Raw genomic sequence first — 17,954 nt, 5'->3', positions numbered from 1 at the left:
ATGGGGAAGGATCTGGAAGGATATTCATTAGGGATATGGAGGGTAACAAATTGTTTCTATTTTGTGATTGTTTAAGGTAGATAGGGTATCCTCTCTGGCGGTATAACAGAGTAGGGATTGTGAGTAAGGGTATATACATATTAGGAGGTGTCATCATGAAATGGACGAAAAGGATTCATAAGACGACAATAACCGCCCTCTCGGCGACGCTTATTATGGTTTCAGGCTGGAGTGCACCTGTAACTTCTGTACATGCTGCACCAGCACCAGCGACTTGCGGCACGGGAGATCACGGCTTGCTACAGGCCCTGCAAAACAAGCATTCAGGCGATGTATCCACACCGCTTAGCTTTTCTGATGTTCAGTTTTTGAATGGGAATACCGGACGGGCAGCAGGTAATGGATTTATGATTGGTACCTCTGACGGAGGTTGCCATTTTCAAGAGATCTATCAAGGCCAATGGAGCTTCAAACAATTCGATTTTCCCGATAATGTACATGGCTTTGCTCTTGCTTCTGTAGAGGAGGGGCAGGCTCAATATTTAATTGGTACCTCTAACGGTGGCTCGGAGTGGAAGAGACTTTCGAACAATGCCGTCAGCTTTGAAAGAATAAATTTTATCGATAGTAAGAAAGGTTTTGCTTATGAGAGAGCCGCCACGTTTTACACCAAAGACGGGGGGCTGAGCTGGAGTAAAATTTCCACCCCACCCAATACACGAGGCGCTTATTTTAGTGACCGGAATACCGGCTGGGCGGTTGTAATCGTGCCGGGAAGCGGATATCGGGTAATGAAGACCACAGATGGAGGGGGAACTTGGAGCCTTTCACTGAAGGCGGCTTTTGCCGAGCCCGAGTTTGGACAAATCTCCGCTAAGGGAGATCAGGTCGCTGTAGTGCTCTATGGCGGTACGGGGATGAGTCAGACCTCCTACTCGCTGTATGAAAGTGCGAACAGGGGGAAAAGTTGGAATCGTGTGATCGCTCAGGAAACTGCCGGCGGCGGACCTGCACCAGGCAGTGGCAAGGCTGAATTCAATAAAGGGCCAGCCGCTGGCAAACCCGGGAACCTGCAGCTTGTGGGAAACAGCACATCTTTTTTAGTGGGATTTTCTCCAGCAGCAGAGAAAGTGGCAGTTGGACGCTCTTATAACGGCGGTAAGCAATGGACTAATCTTCCGGAGCTCGCTGGTTATGACGGGGTAATCTCCTTCACTAGTAATAAAGAGGGCTGGCTCGCCATCCGTGAGCTTGATTACTCTTCCTTGTATGTGACCAAAGACGGCGGAGCTTCATGGGAACGCAGGTTTTCTTTAAAAGTGATGACCCAATAATTCTCTTCAATAAAAAATATAAGGGTCCGAAGTATTGTGAACATCGCAAATAAACAGCAGAGCAGCGATTCTACGGATACTTGGAGAATCGCTGCTCTGTATTTTTTATCCTTGGTTGCTTGCTTGAATAGTACCCTTATCAGTGGCCTTATCAGATCCCTCATCCTCGGAGGGGTACGGACCCAGTTGACGTTATTTGCAAATTTTCGGCCTTTGGGATAGGGTTTCGGACTCCAGTAACACTATTGCCTAGAAAGAGGTTCAAATGGGTTGCTTTTTATGCCAATAGCGACTAAGGGGTCCTTTATCACACCGAATATGGAATCATACTGCGTTTAAGGTCATCTATGTCCGATAGGTGCTTGGTAGGTGCAAATATAATCGAAGTAAATGATATACATAGAGAATGGACGTTCAAAGTGTGCTTTTAATCATCAATATGGTAATATTTTATGTGCTTATGAAGATATGCTTGATTCTGTATTGAAATGCTTCTTTGAACTGGATTATAGTGTACAATGGGAAAGCGAAATAGGCCTTTGATTAATATAAAAATGTTTAAGCTTTGCCATTAGACGTTTTTCTTATGCAGAATGCAGAGGCTTGCAGAATGGAGGAACGTGTGATGCCTGAAATACAGTCTGACAAATATGATGTCTCTATTACGCTCGTGAGCCTTCAAGATGGTCAGCGAAATGTTATGGAAGCGAATGGAGAAGTAACATCCAAGGGACCGCATCTATATATTCAATATGAAGAATTAGAGCAGGGTCCTCGCGGAGAGGAAGTTTCTGTTCGTACAACGATAAAGATTGCAGGCAATCAACTGAAGCTAATCCGCCATGGCGGGATTCAGTCGGAGCAGAGCTTTGAAGCTGGACGGCGTCTGCCAGGATTCTACCGCTCGCCATATACGCAGTTCAATCTTTCTACGGAAACGAAAAAGCTGGAAGTTGTGCGCGAAGGGCGTTCTTTAACGGTTGCCTGGGAATATGATTTGTACGTTTACGAGGAATTGACAGGAAAGTTCGCTATTAGTTTGCATATACAGGAGGAACCGAAATTATGACACATAGTAAGAATCCGTTAGAGCTTGTAAATGAACGGGTAAAAGAAGCCATCGCCGATGCGATTGTAAATGCTGGGCTGGTTGCACCGGAAGAGGTTCCGGATATTGTACTTGAAGTGCCAAGAGATAAGGCGCATGGTGATTTGGCTACGAACGCTGCTATGCAGCTGACCAAAATTGCAAAACGTAATCCACGCCAGATTGCTGAAGCTATTATTGAGCATTTGGATACGAGCCGAGCTTCTATTGAGAAAGCGGAGATTGCAGGACCAGGCTTTATTAACTTTACCCTGTCTAAGAATTACTTGTACCCAATCATCAGCCTTGTTGCTGAACAGGGGGATGACTATGGCCGTATTAATCTGGGTCAAGGTCAGAAGGTTGAAATGGAGTTCGTCAGTGCCAATCCAACGGGTAGCCTACATTTAGGGCATGCCCGTGGTGCTGCTGTCGGTGATGCGCTGTGTAATGTGCTTGATTATGCAGGTTACGAGGTGACCCGGGAATATTATATTAATGATGCCGGTAACCAAGTGGCTAATCTGTGTAAATCCATTGAAACCAGATACCTGCAGGAGCTGGGTCAAGAGGCAGAAATGCCGGAAGATGGTTACCATGGTGAGGATATTAAGGGTTTTGCGAAGGAGCTTGTGGCAGAAAAGGGCGATACCTTGCTCGAGATGAGCCCTAGTGAGCGCGCTGCTTTTTTCCGGACCTATGGACTTAATAAAGAGTTGGATAAAATTAAACGTGATCTAGGTCTTTTCCGTGTAAACTTCGATATCTGGTTCAGTGAAACCTCGCTGTATGAGAACGGAGAAGTACTGCGCTCGCTGGACGAGCTCCGTGATCGTGGAGAAGTGTATGAGCAAGATGGGGCAACCTGGCTGCAAACGACAAAATACGGGGATGATAAAGACCGTGTCTTGATCAAAAATGATGGCACATATACCTACCTTACCCCGGATATTGCTTATCACAGCGATAAGTATGGCCGCGGTTACGATAAAATGATTAACATTTGGGGCGCTGATCACCATGGTTATATTCCGCGGATGAAGGCGGCAATGTCAGCCCTTGGCAATGATCCTGAGAAGCTAGTGGTTCTGATTGCTCAGATGGTCAGCCTGTTCCAGAATGGTGAAAAGGTCAAAATGTCCAAACGTACCGGCAAAGCGGTTACGATGGAAGATTTGATGGAGGAAGTAGGGATCGATGCGATTCGTTATTTCTTCACCATGCGCAGCATGGATTCTCATCTTGATTTCGATATGGATTTGGCGATCTCTACTTCTAATGAAAATCCTGTATTCTATGTTCAATATGCGCATGCGCGTATTTGCAGTATTTTCCGTCAGGCAGAGGAGCAAGGGATTTCTATCCCTGATTACGCGGAAATTGACTTCTCCAAGCTGACAGCAGTGCATGAATATGACCTGCTGCGCAAAATTGGTGAGCTCCCGGCAGAAATCGCTGTTGCGGCTGAAGGTTATGCTCCACATCGCCTCATTCGTTATGTATATGAGCTGGCTGCGATGTTCCACAGTTATTACAAAGCTGAACGTGTAATTACTGAGGATGCTGCTCAAACCGTGGCGCGTCTTGTTCTGCTGGGCGCAACACGTACTACTATTGCCAATGTACTGCGTCTTGTCGGAGTTTCTGCACCGGATCGCATGTAAATCAACAGCAAACGACAAAAAATCCGCCTTCCGGTTTCCTGGGGGGCGGATTTTTCTTTGCTGCCGTTCTTCGCACCGGCATCAGCTGCGCTAACGTCAGAGTGACCCACCCGGTGCCCGGGCGGGGTCTACACGTTCGCGGAGACCGAACGCTTCGCCCTTACTCCTGCTCTCAGCAGGCGTAGGGCATCGGCAGAGCCGCCGCCTAGGGATGCGCGGCGCTGCCCCTTACGCAGCCGCACCGGGGACGCGGTGCGGCGCAAGAGCAGCTTCAGCTCCCTTGGCGTGAGGCCCGGTCGCAGTGCGAGCAGCAGTGCGGCGGCTCCCGTGACATGCGAGGTCGCCATGGAGGTGCCGCTCATTTCTTTGTAGCCCTCCTTCAGCCAGCAGGAGGGCACGCCTTCGCCGGGCGCGTATACATCGATATATGAACCGCGATTGCTGAAGCCGGCAACCCGGTGTCTTTTATCGATGGCGCCCACGGCTATCGTCTCGGGATAACGTGCGGGATAGTCCCCGCCACGTTTGCCGTCATTCCCAGAGGAGGCAATGACGGCGATTCCGGCCCGATACGCTTTTATAACCACATTGTGGAGCGCCTTGCTTCTAGTCTTCATTCCAAAGCTCATATTAATGACGTCGATTCGGTTCTGCACACACCAATCAATACCTAGCACAATATCGGATACATAGGCTGATCCACTATGATCAAAAGCCTTGACTGGATATAGCAGCGCTCGCGGCGCCACTCCCATCATTCCGCGATTCCCCCCTGCTGCCGCTAAGGTTCCGGCGATATGAGTTCCGTGCCCATTATCATCCAGCGGCAGCATTCCGCGGTGTAGTAGGTTGACTCCAGTGGCTAATGAATGCTTCAGATCGGGATGACGGTAATCCGCGCCGGTGTCAATGACGCCGATTTTGACGTGAACTCCGGTTGATTTAGACCATGCCTGAGGAGCATGAATCGCTTTCACCCCCCATGGGAGCGCTGCGATTCCGCTTTTTTCGTTAGCTATGGAATGGATTTGGATTTGCAGATCGTCTTCGACATTTAGAAGGTCTGCAAATCGGTTCATCAGCTTTCCGGCGGCAGCGGGCACGAAGAAGGCCCGAATCAGCGGAGATACCTGTACTTGCCGCAGCTCGGGCTGCTTTGCTTTTAGAGCCTTCCATTGGGAGAAAGCTCCGGCATACTGGCGGGGATCGTTGAAGGTAAGAATACGCCGCTCACCATTTTTGGGGGCAACCGATATTTCTTCAAGAAGCATGTTCCAAAATTTGTAATAGTCCATAGGTTTCGCTGTCCCTCCTCGGTGCCCTGCTGCCATATTGTATGAGCGGAGGGAGGGGTCCGAATGGGAACTTGCCCTTTTTTAAGGAAATGGGCTGCCCAGCGTGTCAAAAGACGGCGCTTTACATAAAATAAACAGAAGAGATTAAAACTCTCTTTGTAACATCCCGTAAGGAGCCGATCCTTGGCGTGGATACAGTCATGCGCGGAGGTCTTCCTCCGCCTTTTTAAATCCCATTTCTAAAAACTTTGGGTGCGGCGAACCTTGCTACAATTACATATCAACTCTTCTTGATGAAGACAGGTTTCCTGTATGGATAATAAGCAGGAGGCTTTTTCTGTTGGGCGGTTCTTGCATTTGACTTGCATTTTGTTGTTAAATAGGTTTTACTTAGTTTTGTTAATGGATATTATTGAAATAAACCGTAATGTGAACAATGCGTGAGAGGAAGTGTCCTTTAGTGAGTACGCCACTCAATTTAAAGCTAGACCCTGAGAAAGTTAAAGAAATGCCAATGGTGGATCTTGCCTTTCTGGTGCTTAAAGCAGCCAATACACCGTATTATTACCGTGATCTGATGGTCGAGGTAGCCAAGTTACGCGGCATGACCGATCAAGAAAGCCAAGATACTATTGCCCAGTTATATACCGAGATTAACATTGACGGGCGTTTTGCCTGTGTCGGAACCAACCTTTGGGGACTGAAACGCTGGTATCCTCTTGAGCGCTCCGATGATCCGGTTGGTAACACTAAACGGGTGCGCATCATCAACGATGAAGACGATGATTTGGAAGATGACGATTTTGCTGATGAAGAAGAAAACTACACAGCTGAAGAAGAGGATTTCGACGCTATCGATGAAGATCGCGACGACCTCTATTCTGACGACGACAGCGAAGAAGAAGTCGACGAAGATGTCGTGATCGATGAAGATGACATAGACGAAGACGATACGGACGAAGACGATGCAGAAGATGGCGACGATGAAGATTCCGAGGATGACAAGTAAGATCAATAATCAGAAGAGTCTTGTCTGTGGCATAATTCCTCCCTTGACAGTGGGGGATCGTCAGAGTAAACTATTGCATGGGCTTATCATGTAAGTTAATAAACGTGTTTTCTAAAATAAAAAGTGCCCCGGTTCTACGGGTGTCACTTTTTTGTTTTTTTAGATGCAAAGTAGCTGTAGATTAATGGAATTTGAGGGATGACGGTTTATGTTTTCCCCGGTGAATTAAACTTTTGATTTCCCCTGTTTTGATGATAGTAAAACGGGTTACGATAAACACCATGTGCCGCTTTTATGTTTGGACTTTATTTAGGAGGGTTTTACAGTGACAAAGTATATTTTTGTAACGGGTGGCGTTGTGTCTTCCCTGGGTAAAGGCATTACCGCCGCTTCGCTGGGCAGGCTGCTCAAGAACAGAGGTCTAAAGGTAACGATTCAGAAATTTGATCCGTATCTTAACGTAGACCCTGGAACAATGAGCCCTTACCAGCACGGAGAAGTCTTCGTAACGGATGACGGTGCAGAGACTGACCTTGACCTTGGGCACTATGAACGGTTTATTGATATCAATCTGTCGAAGAACAGCAATGTGACGACAGGTAAGATCTATTCATCCGTAATCAGCAAGGAACGTCGTGGAGAGTACTTGGGTGGAACTGTACAAGTTATCCCGCATATTACGAATGAGATCAAAGAACGCGTGTTCCGCGCGGGCCGCGAGACCAACTCTGATGTTGTTATCACAGAGATCGGCGGTACTGTAGGGGATATTGAAAGTCTTCCGTTCCTGGAAGCGATTCGTCAAATCAAGAGTGATATTGGCCGGGAAAATGTGATGTATATCCACGTAACCTTGATTCCTTATATCAAGGCTGCTGGAGAAGTGAAGACGAAGCCGACACAGCATAGCGTTAAAGAGCTGCGCAGTATCGGTATTCAACCGAATGTCATCGTATGCCGTACGGAATATGAGCTTTCCGCAGATATGAAAGCCAAAATCGCACTCTTTTGCGATATTGATGCTAATGCTGTTGTGGAATGCCGCGATGCTTCGACGTTATATGAAGTTCCATTGAACCTTCGTGATGAAGGATTGGACGAGATTGTTGTTAATCATTTGAAGCTTACAACACCTGCGCCAGATATGCGCGAATGGGAAAGTATGCTTAGCCGGATTCAGAAATTAGAGAAGACAGTAGAAATCGCAATTGTAGGTAAGTACGTAGCACTGCATGACGCTTATTTGAGCGTTGTTGAATCACTTTCACACGCAGGTTTTGCTGCGAATGCAGAGGTTAAGATCCGCTGGGTGAATGCAGAGGAAATTACGGATGAGAACGTGGACGAAATGCTGCGTGGTATTGGCGGTATTCTTGTTCCTGGTGGTTTCGGTGATCGGGGAATCGAAGGTAAAATCTCCGCTATTCGTTATGCCCGTGAGCAATTGATACCTTTCTTTGGCATTTGCCTTGGAATGCAGGTTTCTGTAATTGAATATGGCCGTTCTGTTCTTGGACTACAAGGTGCAAACAGCTCCGAAATCGATCCAAATACACAATATCCATTGATTGATTTGCTTCCTGAGCAAAAAGATATTGAAGATATGGGCGGCACTATGCGTCTTGGGTTGTATCCTTGTAAGATTATTCCGGACTCTCTGGCAATGTCTTGCTATGATGATGAACTGGTATATGAGCGTCACCGTCACCGGTATGAGTTCAACAATGCTTACCGTGACGAAATTGAAAAAGCAGGACTGGTTATCTCCGGAACTTCTCCGGATGGCCGTCTAGTTGAGATCGTAGAGCTTCCAGAGCATCCGTGGTTCCTCTCGGTTCAATTCCACCCGGAATTCACTTCACGTCCGAACCGCCCGCAACCGCTATTCCGTGAATTTGTCAAAGCCTCTTTGACGCATTCCGAGCAGCAATAATTTATACACAGACAGAAAGAACCCTCGGTTCTTAAATAGTCGAAGAGAGCCTTCATCCGAAGGCTCTCTTTTTGTATTACCCTTTAATAGAAATATTGTAACTGACATTTATTTCATTTTAGACTCTTTATTTACCCATTTTATCCAATTAGCAGGATTTGGACAGTAAAGCACGAATAATAGGTTTCGTATGGAGTAGTTTCTAAAGGGGCCGGTCGCTGTGGAGAGCGCGGTATAGTCAATCTGCCTTAATTTCTGGGAGGGTATCGTATGGAAAAGAAGAAAGTATTAATTGTCGATGATCAGAATGGGATCCGGATTCTTCTTATGGAAGTGTTCAATAGTGAGGGATATACAACATTTCAAGCGGCTAACGGAAAATTGGCATTAGACATTGTTCGCAGCGAGTCACCCGATTTGGTCTTACTCGATATGAAAATACCGGGAATGGATGGACTCGAGATTCTGAAGCATCTAAAGGAGATCAATCCGTCCATTAAGGTCATTATGATGACGGCATATGGTGAACTGGACATGATTAAGGAGGCGACCAAGCTAGGGGCGTTAATGCATTTTACAAAGCCGTTCGACATAGACGAAATGCGCGTAGCGGTAAACATGCATCTTCATAACAAGTCTGTGGATCAATGCAGTTAGAACGGTGATTTCTGTATCGGTCCTATTTCGCGTGGTGACTCCGAAGAGGATGAGTGTAATTGTTATATGGGCTGGATAAAAATCGTCCCACCGGGACATTTTTTTGTTTACCCTATTTAGTATTTGACACAGGATGTGCTATAATAAGCCTGTATGTGATGTCGGTTTAAAAACATAGCCAACCAACATTCTTAGGAGGATGAAACCATGCCATTAGTATCTATGACAGACATGTTGAACAAAGCACTTGAAGGAAAATATGCAGTAGGTCAGTACAACATTAACAACTTGGAGTGGACTCAAGCTATTCTTGGTGCCGCTGAACAAGAAAAATCACCAGTAATCCTTGGTGTATCTGAAGGCGCAGCACGCCACATGGGCGGCTTCACTACTGTTGTTAAAATGGTTGAAGGTCTAATTATTGACATGAATATCACTGTTCCTGTAGCTATCCACCTTGACCATGGATCTAGCTTTGATAAATGTAAAGCAGCAATTGATGCTGGATTTACATCCGTAATGATCGACGGTTCCCATCACCCAATCGATGAGAACATCGATATGACTAAAAAAGTCGTTGAATATGCTCACGCTAAAGGCGTTTCTGTAGAAGCTGAAGTAGGTACTGTTGGTGGACAAGAAGACGACGTTATCGGCGGCATCATGTATGCTAAGCTTGATGAGTGCGTACGTATTGTGAAAGAAACAGGTATCGACACCCTGGCTCCTGCACTTGGTTCCGTTCATGGACCTTACCATGGCGAGCCTAACCTCGGATTCAAAGAAATGGAAGAAATCCGTGACGCTACTAACATCCCAATGGTTCTTCATGGTGGTACAGGTATTCCTGAACATGACATCAAGAAAGCCATCTCCCTGGGTACTTCCAAAATCAACGTGAACACTGAGAACCAAATCGTGTTCGCAAAAGTGGTTCGCGAAGTTCTAGCTGCTAAACCTGATGCTTACGATCCACGTACATTCATCGCACCAGGCCGTGATGCAATCAAAGAAACCGTTATTGGTAAAATTCGCGAATTTGGATCCAACAACAAAGCCTAATCATTGTAGCTTCCGCCTCAGGTGGACAAGCAATTTGTTAAAGGATAGGGCTATTACTCTGTCCAGTTGAATAGTTTGATGAGGAAAGCACACCGCTTAGCCGGTGTCTTTCCATTTTCATCACTAAAAGTCCACAGCACGTATTGCCCACCCAGCTGCAATACACGTAGGGGGAAATTGATAAATCTATGGAAAAATTAATGATTGGCGGTGGACGTCCGCTAGAGGGCGTTGTAACCATCAGTGGAGCAAAGAATAGTGCCATCGCGCTTATTCCTGCGGCAATTTTGGCCGAATCTGAAGTTGTTCTGGATAATTTACCGTCCCTTAGTGATGTAGCCGTTTACTCCGAAATCTTGCAAGAGCTTGGCGCTAATGTATCCTGGTCAGGCAATCAGATGAGAATTGACCCTTCACGTATTGTATCTATTCCAATGCCCAATGGGCCGGTTAAGAAACTTAGAGCTTCGTATTATATGATGGGAGCTCTGCTTGGAAGATTCAAAGAAGCGACAATAGGTCTTCCTGGTGGCTGTAATTTTGAACCTCGTCCAATTGATCAACATATCAAGGGATTCGAGGCTTTGGGAGCAACAGTTACCAACGAACATGGTTCTATCCACTTATATGCAAAAGAGCTACGCGGTGCGAAGATTTATCTGGACGTATCAAGCGTAGGTGCCACTATAAACATCATGCTGGCGGCTTCACGAGCCAAAGGCTCTACAATTATTGAAAATGCGGCTAAAGAGCCTGAGATTATAGATGTAGCTACCCTATTGAACTCTATGGGCGCTGTTATTAAAGGCGCTGGTACAGAAACCATCCGGATCGAAGGGGTCTCGGAAATGCACGGTTGCCGTCATTCCATTATTCCCGATCGGATTCAAGCAGGAACTTATATGATTGCCGCTGCGGCTACGCGCGGTAATGTGTTGATAGATAATGTTATTCCTAAGCACTTGGAAGCCTTAACAGCCAAGCTTTTAGAGATGGGCGTGGATATTGAAGAGCTTGATGAAAGTATCCGAGTTATAGGTAGAGCTAATTATGAACATGCAGATGTTAAAGCACTGACCTATCCTGGATTTCCTACAGATTTACAATCTCCTATGACAAGTATGCTGACACAGGCAGAAGGGGTTAGTGTGCTTAGCGATTTCGTCTACAGCAACCGCTTCAAGCATGTGCCAGAGTTGGTAAGAATGGGCGCAAAGATTCGTGTTGAAGGCCGATCTGCAATTATTGAGGGCAGTAAACTTAATGCTGCTAAAGTAAAGGCAGCTGATCTGCGTGCGGGTGCAGCCCTTGTCATTGCCGGGTTAACAGTAGAAGATGGTATTACTGAAGTGACCGGCGTAGAGTATATTGATCGTGGTTATGATAATTTAGTGAGCAACCTTCGGCAACTTGGTGCTCATGTTTGGCGTGAGAATGAATAATATTAGGATATCCCGCTTGGAAGGAGTATTAATTTGCGGCCAAACCGCATATTTCCTTCCATTTGGGGTAATACTAACCTAATGAGCATTTTAATAGAATCATATTTTTGCCTAGTAGATAGACTAGGAAGAACTCATTTAAAAATTGAATAGGTGGTTATTACATGGATCTTCAAATTTCCGATCTGGAAGAAATGAAGCTGACCGAGTTATATAAGCTGGCCAAGAAATACCAGATTCCTTATTACGGACAGCTGAAGAAACGGGAACTGATCTTTGCGATCCTTCGGGCACAGGCAGAGCAGAGCGGTCTCATGTTTATGGAAGGCGTACTAGAAATTTTGCCTGAGGGCTATGGATTTCTTAGGCCGATTAACTATTTGCCCAGTGCTGAAGATATTTACATCTCAGCTTCACAAATTCGTAAGTTTGATCTCAGAAGCGGAGATCTTGTGTCTGGTAAATGTCGGACACCAAAAGAAAATGAACGATATTTTGGCCTGCTTCAAGTCAATGCAGTTAATGGCGAGAACCCTGCTAGTGCAGCGGAGCGTCTTCATTTTCCAGCATTAACACCACTTTATCCGCAAGACAAGCTACCGCTTGAAACATCCCCTACTCATTTGTCTACCCGAATAATGGATTTGCTCGCTCCTGTAGGTTTGGGGCAGCGGGGTTTGATTGTAGCACCTCCAAAAGCAGGAAAAACGCTCCTCTTAAAAGAAATTGCCAATAGTATTTCCACTAATAATCCTGAGATTGAGCTCTTTGTATTGCTGATTGATGAACGTCCTGAAGAAGTAACCGATATGCAGCGATCTGTAAAAGGCGAAGTGGTTGCATCGACGTTTGATGAGCTTCCAGAGAATCATATTAAAGTGGCTGAGCTTGTGTTGCAAAGGGCACTTCGTTTAGTTGAGCACAAGAAGGATGTAGTTATTCTTTTGGATAGCATTACGCGTCTGGCGCGTGCTTATAATCTGGTGGTTCCACCATCTGGACGTACACTTAGCGGGGGGATTGACCCGGCGGCTTTTCACCGGCCGAAGCGGTTTTTTGGTTCTGCACGGAATGTGGAAGAAGGCGGATCATTAACTATTTTGGCAACAGCATTAATAGATACTGGCTCGCGTATGGATGATATTATATATGAAGAATTTAAGGGTACCGGTAATATGGAGCTTCATTTGGACCGCAAATTGGCGGAACGCCGGATATTCCCAGCTATCGATATTCGTCGTTCAGGTACACGTCGCGAAGAAGTGCTCTTGAGCAAAGAAGAACTGGATACGATTTGGGCGATTCGCAAAAATATGAACGAGTCCTACGATTTTGTGGAGGGATTCATCAAAAAGCTGCGTGATACGAAGACTAATGCTGAGTTCTTGGCATCCTTTGACGTTGCTGGGGCAAAAACAACACCAAACGGGACTGCAAGTAACGGAGGCACCTCCAACAGCGGTACAGCTGCTCGTCGTACCACACGGGCGAAGACACCTTCAGTACCTACAACTTGAGAATTGATAATAAGAGGAGACTAACATGTATTTGGTATATGCCGACGGGCAAGGAAACGTATATGATCATCCCGAACTGTACGGGCTAGCCCGTAGTGGGGATATGATTGTTGAAATGCTGGAGGAAGAATTAATTCCATTACCAGAAGGTGCTACGCTCGTGGGCTTGCCTAGTACACGTGCTGTGGGTATGAATCCTGAGACGGGTGAAATGATGTCTTTGCCGGAAGGTTCGCAGGCTGTCGGAGCGCTGCTGCCGCAAGGCTACACTCGTCTATGTCTTCCTGGTTATGTGAAGACAGATAAGTCTTATAAGCTTCCTCTGTTTGGGTATTCGGCTGTAGTGTGGAAGGATGGCGGGTTCTATGTTGCGGCAGACCCTACCGATAATCCAGAGAAATGGAATCCACTTAATTGTGACAAAGAAGATCTTGAAGTCAGTGTTGGTGAGATGACAGCCAAATATCCTGATAACCGCCTCTATGAGCATCTTTCTAACTGTGCGCTTGGCTATGAATGCCTGACTTCCTCCAATACCTTTTTAGGGCGTTGGGAGGGCGGTGTACCCGTCTCTTATTCATGTAATGCTGGATGTTTTGGTTGTATTTCTGAGCAACCTGATGATAGCGGCTTTGTATCTCCGCAGACTCGGATGAATTTCCGGCCTACGGTCAACGAAATTTCACAAGTTATGTTGGAGCATTTAAAGACGCCTGAATCGATTATCAGCTTTGGACAAGGCTGTGAAGGGGAACCTTCCACGCAGGCAAAACTTATTATAGAAGCTATTCGTGAAGTGCGCTCGATTACTGATATGGGCTATATCAATATCAACACCAATGCGGGATTAAGCGATCATATGCGAGGAATCGTTGATGCTGGGCTCGATTTGATGCGTGTCAGCACAATCAGTGCCCTTGATGACCATTATAATGCTTATTACAAACCACGCGGTTATACATTGGCCAATGTAGAAAAATCTTTGAAATACGCTGCTTCGCAGGGGGTTTACACATCGATCAATTATCTGATCTTCCCTGGAGTGACTGATCGCGAAGAAGAGATTGAAGCGATGCTGGAGTTTGTAAGACGTACTGATCTTAAGCTTATTCAGATGCGCAATCTAAACATTGACCCGGAGAGTTATTTAGAGTTGATTCCTCCTGCCCAGGGTGAAATCCTTGGGATGAAGACGATGCTTGATATTTTCCGCGATGAACTGCCGGATGTAGTTATAGGCTCTTATACACATGTGCCACCAGCAGATATGGCGCGGGCTAAGCGGCGGGGAATCAATATTTAAGCAGCTAAAATGTAAAAATGAAACATATTGCCCAATTTGATATTTCGTGCTAAAATACCACAGTGTAATCATATAACTCTGGGTCCGCATGAGGCTTAGGGCATGAGAGGTGAAATTCAAAATGCAAGAAGCAATTCAACCAAAGTATAATGTAACTAAGGTAACCTGCGCATGTGGCAACACTTTCGAAGCTGGCTCTGTTAAACAAGAGCTTCGTGTCGAAATTTGCTCCAACTGCCATCCGTTCTTCACTGGCAAGCAGAAGTTCTTGGATGCCGGCGGTCGCGTTGATAAATTTAAGAAGAAATATGGTATCTAATTTGAACAGTCGCTTTGCGGCTTAACGGTTAGATTGAGCCCCCAGTTGTATAGCTGAGGGGCTCATTTTATGTCTTGGAGTTGATTTTTGTCCGAGCGTGAGCTATACTTATCTTCGCCGTGCTAGACGGGGAGGTAGCGGTGCCCTGTAACTCGCAATCCGCTGTAGCGAGGTTGAATTCCTGTTAGAGGTGCTATCGATGTGAGGCCTTGGTTCCTACGGGCTGTGTTGACAGTTGGGTCCTCCGCAATGAGTGCTTATGAACCTGGTCAGGTCCGGAAGGAAGCAGCCATAAGTAAGATTACTCTTGTGCCGGAGGGTGGCCTAACTCGAGCAGTCATGTAGGGTTGCCGCTTGGATCGTAGCCATCAATAACAGGTGCACGGTTTATAATTCTGTTTATCATAGCATCTTTGCCACAAGCAAAGATGCTTTTTGTTTTTGGTCAATAGCCGATGAATATAGTATAATAAATTTGCGACAAATGCCGGGAAAGCGGCAGCTTAAGAGAGGGTAATGCATAGTGGAACATATCGCGCTGTACCGTGCTTGGCGGCCGCAGTCGTTTCAAGACATGGTTGGACAACAGCACATTATCCAAACGCTGCAGAACGCAATTCGTGAACAGCGGGTTTCGCATGCCTATCTGTTCAGCGGTCCGCGGGGAACTGGTAAGACAAGTGCTGCTAAAGTCTTAGCTAAAGCGGTTAACTGTGAACGTGGGCCAGGTCCGGAACCTTGTAACGAATGTCCATCCTGCCTGCGAATCGCTGCGGGTAATGTAATGGATGTGCAGGAAATAGATGCGGCATCAAACCGGGGCGTAGAGGAGATTCGTGATCTGCGTGAGAAGGTGAAGTATGCACCTACCGAGGTGCGCCGTAAAGTGTATATCATTGATGAAGTGCATATGCTGACGACAGAAGCTTTTAATGCTCTATTAAAGACTTTGGAGGAACCGCCGTCACATGCGATGTTTATTCTTGCGACAACGGAACCTCACAAATTGCCGGCGACAATAATTTCCCGTTGTCAGCGTTTTGACTTCCGTAGAGTGGCGTTAGAAGAACAGACCGCCCATCTGACTGCTATTTGTGAGAAGGAAGGGATTACAGCGGATAACAACGCATTGCAGTATATTGCCCGTCTATCTGATGGTGGTATGCGTGATGCATTGAGCTTGCTGGATCAGATTTCATCCTTTACAGATGGTAATGTTACGTACGAGCAAGTGTTAGGAATGACAGGAGGAATTCCCTCCGAGCAATTTGCACGTCTTGCCACTGCCATATTAGAAGGTGATATGGGTCTTCTTCTGGAGCTCGTTGAGCAGCTTATGCATGAAGGTAAAAGTGCAGATAAATGCCTAGAGAATCTCATGTATTATTTCCGTGATTTATTGATGATTAAGATGGTACCCGAGGCCGATCAATTAACAGAGCGGGTGCTGAATCCTGCTGAATTTAAAGATATGGCCACCGCATTTTCTCGGGAGCGTCTATTTCAGATTGTAGATACAATCAATAAATACCTAGGTGAAATGAAATACGCAACACATCCTCAGACACTGTTTGAAGTGGCGCTGATGAAGCTTTGCAGCTTGCAGCAAGAGGTAAGTCAGAGCGCCGCATTTGCTCCGTTAGGTGAAACAAATGCCGGAGTAAGCACGAATAATTCGAGCGTTGACTCTGGTGAACTGGATCTTCTCAAAAGACAGATCGCAGCACTGGAGAAGAAGCTGGAACAGGCAATGCAATCCGGTGGTATTTCCGGAGGAGGGCGTGATGGTGCTCCTGCACCGAAATCGCACGCGGTTCCAACACCGCGGGTTTCCTCAGCCTCGAAAATGCCTCCTAACGTAGATAAGTTTATTGCTGGTAAGGATAGTCCCGATTTTGCAGCTATCTATAAACAGTGGAGCCTTGTCCTGCAGGGAGTAAAAGAGGAAAAGGTAACGGTTCATGCATGGTTTGTAGACGGTGAGCCAGTATCGATTATGGAGGATGCGGTACTTGTTGCATTCAAGAACACGATTCACCGCGATACTACTGAGAAGCCGGCAAACAGACAGGTTATTGAGAGTGTGCTTGCAGCGCGTCTAGGCAAACCTTATAGACTTGTAACCATGATGCTTCGTGACTGGAATGAAGCTGCCCAGAAGTCTGTGGGACAGACTGGCAAAGAAGAACTGCAATTGGAGCATGAACACGATACTGCAGAAGCTAAACCTGAACCTTGGATTGATGAGGCTATCCAGCTTTTTGGAGAAGACCTTGTTGTCATAAAAGAGTAATATAAACATACTAGCGCTAATTGCGCATTCCAAAGGAGAGACGATGTATGAATAATATGAACCAAATGATGAAGCAAGTTAAGAAAATGCAGGAGCAAATGCTTAAAGCTCAAGAGGAACTCGGAGGCAAGGTTATTGAGGGTTCATCAGGTGGCGGCGTAGTTACTGTTCAAGTAAACGGCCACAAAAAATTGCTGTCTATTCAAATTAAACCGGAAGCCGTTGATCCGGAAGATGTTGAAATGCTGCAAGATCTTGTAATCACTGCTGTAAATGATGCATTGACTCAAGCTGAAGAGCTTGCTAACAATGACATGGGTAAATTCACTGGTGGAATGAAGATCCCAGGCTTGTTCTAATAGCCCACTCCACTTCAGTCTAAAGGAGAATTATTAATTTGTATTATCCCGAACCGCTAGCTAAGCTGATCGATGCTTTTACGCGTTTGCCCGGGATTGGACCGAAGACAGCCGCCCGGTTAGCTTTTCATGTGCTTAACATGAAAGAGGATGAAGTCATTGATTTTGCAAAAGCGCTAGTAAGCGTCAAACGCAATCTTCACTATTGCTCGGTCTGCTGTAATATTACGGATACGGACCCATGTAAGATATGTCAGGACAAAACTAGAGATCCTTCAGTGATATGTGTGATTCAAGACTCTAAGGATTTGGTGGCTATAGAACGAACCAAGGAGTTTAATGGATATTACCATGTTCTTCAGGGTGCTATTTCACCTATGGAAGGTATCGGCCCTGATGATATTCGCCTGAAAGAATTATTGACCCGTCTGAGTGATGAGAGAGTAAGCGAGCTTATAATGGCGACTAACCCCAACATTGAGGGAGAAGCAACGGCGATGTACATTTCTCGTCTTGTTCGGCCGTTTGAGATTAAAATCACCAGGATAGCTCATGGCTTGCCTGTAGGTGGCGATCTTGAATACGCTGATGAAGTTACTTTGTCCAAAGCGTTGGAAGGCCGTCGCGAGCTATTCTAGCAGCTCTATAGTGGTATTTTTCAAAAAGGAAGCCCTCGGGTT

15 protein-coding genes and 1 other RNA gene are annotated in these 17,954 nt (G+C 46.0%); 15 read left to right on the top strand and 1 reads right to left on the bottom strand.

Annotated elements, in window-relative coordinates; translation table 11 throughout:
• The first annotated feature begins 155 nt into the window (after window positions 1-155).
• From MHH63_RS23570 to argS, 3 genes are all read left to right on the top strand, one after another.
• Window positions 156-1,334 carry a hypothetical protein gene (locus MHH63_RS23570; protein ID WP_341143718.1) on the top strand — a complete coding sequence of 393 codons (1,179 nt, stop codon included), beginning with the start codon at window positions 156-158 and terminating at the stop codon, window positions 1,332-1,334.
• Window positions 1,335-1,959: 625 nt separating this feature from the next.
• Complete coding sequence (locus tag MHH63_RS23565) at window positions 1,960-2,403, top strand: DUF1934 domain-containing protein (RefSeq protein ID WP_076218776.1); 444 nt, start codon at window positions 1,960-1,962, stop codon at window positions 2,401-2,403.
• The gene (argS, locus tag MHH63_RS23560; protein ID WP_341172159.1) at window positions 2,400-4,085 is read left to right on the top strand and encodes an arginine--tRNA ligase; all 1,686 of its coding nucleotides are present in this window, start codon (window positions 2,400-2,402) and stop codon (window positions 4,083-4,085) included. The genes MHH63_RS23565 and argS overlap by 4 nt, the downstream gene beginning before the upstream one ends.
• Window positions 4,086-4,213: 128 nt before the next feature.
• On the opposite strand, the gene MHH63_RS23555 is transcribed toward argS, so the two are convergent.
• A complete protein-coding gene (locus MHH63_RS23555) occupies window positions 4,214-5,380 on the bottom strand; it encodes a S8 family peptidase (protein ID WP_036679942.1) in 1,167 nt (388 codons plus the stop codon).
• Between the two features lie 460 nt (window positions 5,381-5,840).
• Here MHH63_RS23555 and rpoE point away from each other — a divergent pair, with 460 nt between their 5' ends.
• From rpoE to recR, 12 genes are all read left to right on the top strand, one after another.
• Window positions 5,841-6,389: a DNA-directed RNA polymerase subunit delta gene (gene rpoE / locus MHH63_RS23550; protein WP_036679939.1), complete on the top strand. Its 549-nt coding sequence runs from the start codon at window positions 5,841-5,843 to the stop codon at window positions 6,387-6,389.
• Window positions 6,390-6,714: 325 nt separating this feature from the next.
• Window positions 6,715-8,322 carry a CTP synthase gene (locus MHH63_RS23545; protein ID WP_076130377.1) on the top strand — a complete coding sequence of 536 codons (1,608 nt, stop codon included), beginning with the start codon at window positions 6,715-6,717 and terminating at the stop codon, window positions 8,320-8,322.
• A gap of 270 nt (window positions 8,323-8,592) precedes the next feature.
• Window positions 8,593-8,979 carry a response regulator gene (locus MHH63_RS23540; RefSeq protein WP_036679935.1) on the top strand — a complete coding sequence of 129 codons (387 nt, stop codon included), beginning with the start codon at window positions 8,593-8,595 and terminating at the stop codon, window positions 8,977-8,979.
• 207 nt (window positions 8,980-9,186) lie between these two features.
• Complete coding sequence (gene fba, locus MHH63_RS23535; protein WP_036679934.1) at window positions 9,187-10,041, top strand: class II fructose-1,6-bisphosphate aldolase; 855 nt, start codon at window positions 9,187-9,189, stop codon at window positions 10,039-10,041.
• A 188-nt stretch (window positions 10,042-10,229) separates the two neighbouring features.
• Window positions 10,230-11,483, top strand: coding sequence for a UDP-N-acetylglucosamine 1-carboxyvinyltransferase (locus tag MHH63_RS23530; RefSeq protein ID WP_036679932.1), 1,254 nt, complete (start codon window positions 10,230-10,232; stop codon window positions 11,481-11,483).
• A 164-nt stretch (window positions 11,484-11,647) separates the two neighbouring features.
• Window positions 11,648-13,000 (top strand): transcription termination factor Rho, encoded by a 1,353-nt coding sequence (gene rho, locus MHH63_RS23525; protein ID WP_036679930.1) that lies wholly within the window; start codon window positions 11,648-11,650, stop codon window positions 12,998-13,000.
• A gap of 25 nt (window positions 13,001-13,025) precedes the next feature.
• Window positions 13,026-14,303, top strand: coding sequence for a radical SAM protein (locus MHH63_RS23520; RefSeq protein WP_038568079.1), 1,278 nt, complete (start codon window positions 13,026-13,028; stop codon window positions 14,301-14,303).
• 121 nt (window positions 14,304-14,424) lie between these two features.
• Window positions 14,425-14,622 carry a 50S ribosomal protein L31 gene (rpmE, locus tag MHH63_RS23515; protein WP_036679927.1) on the top strand — a complete coding sequence of 66 codons (198 nt, stop codon included), beginning with the start codon at window positions 14,425-14,427 and terminating at the stop codon, window positions 14,620-14,622.
• 117 nt (window positions 14,623-14,739) lie between these two features.
• An RNA gene (ffs, locus tag MHH63_RS23510) (signal recognition particle sRNA large type) lies at window positions 14,740-15,008 on the top strand.
• 137 nt (window positions 15,009-15,145) lie between these two features.
• A complete protein-coding gene (dnaX, locus tag MHH63_RS23505; RefSeq protein ID WP_076187199.1) occupies window positions 15,146-16,915 on the top strand; it encodes a DNA polymerase III subunit gamma/tau in 1,770 nt (589 codons plus the stop codon).
• A gap of 47 nt (window positions 16,916-16,962) precedes the next feature.
• Entirely contained in the window at window positions 16,963-17,274 is a 312-nt protein-coding gene (locus tag MHH63_RS23500) for a YbaB/EbfC family nucleoid-associated protein (RefSeq protein WP_036679924.1), read from the top strand.
• A 38-nt stretch (window positions 17,275-17,312) separates the two neighbouring features.
• On the top strand, window positions 17,313-17,912 hold the full coding sequence (recR, locus tag MHH63_RS23495; protein WP_036679922.1) for a recombination mediator RecR: 600 nt from the start codon (window positions 17,313-17,315) through the stop codon (window positions 17,910-17,912).
• The last annotated feature ends 42 nt before the right edge of the window (window positions 17,913-17,954 follow it).

The sequence above is a fragment of the Paenibacillus sp. FSL H3-0310 genome (assembly GCF_038002785.1).
Classification (GTDB): Bacteria; Bacillota; Bacilli; order Paenibacillales; family Paenibacillaceae; genus Paenibacillus_AQ; species Paenibacillus_AQ odorifer.
The sequence above is the reverse complement of the archived record's forward strand: the minus strand, read 5'-3'. Positions and strand labels throughout refer to the sequence as shown.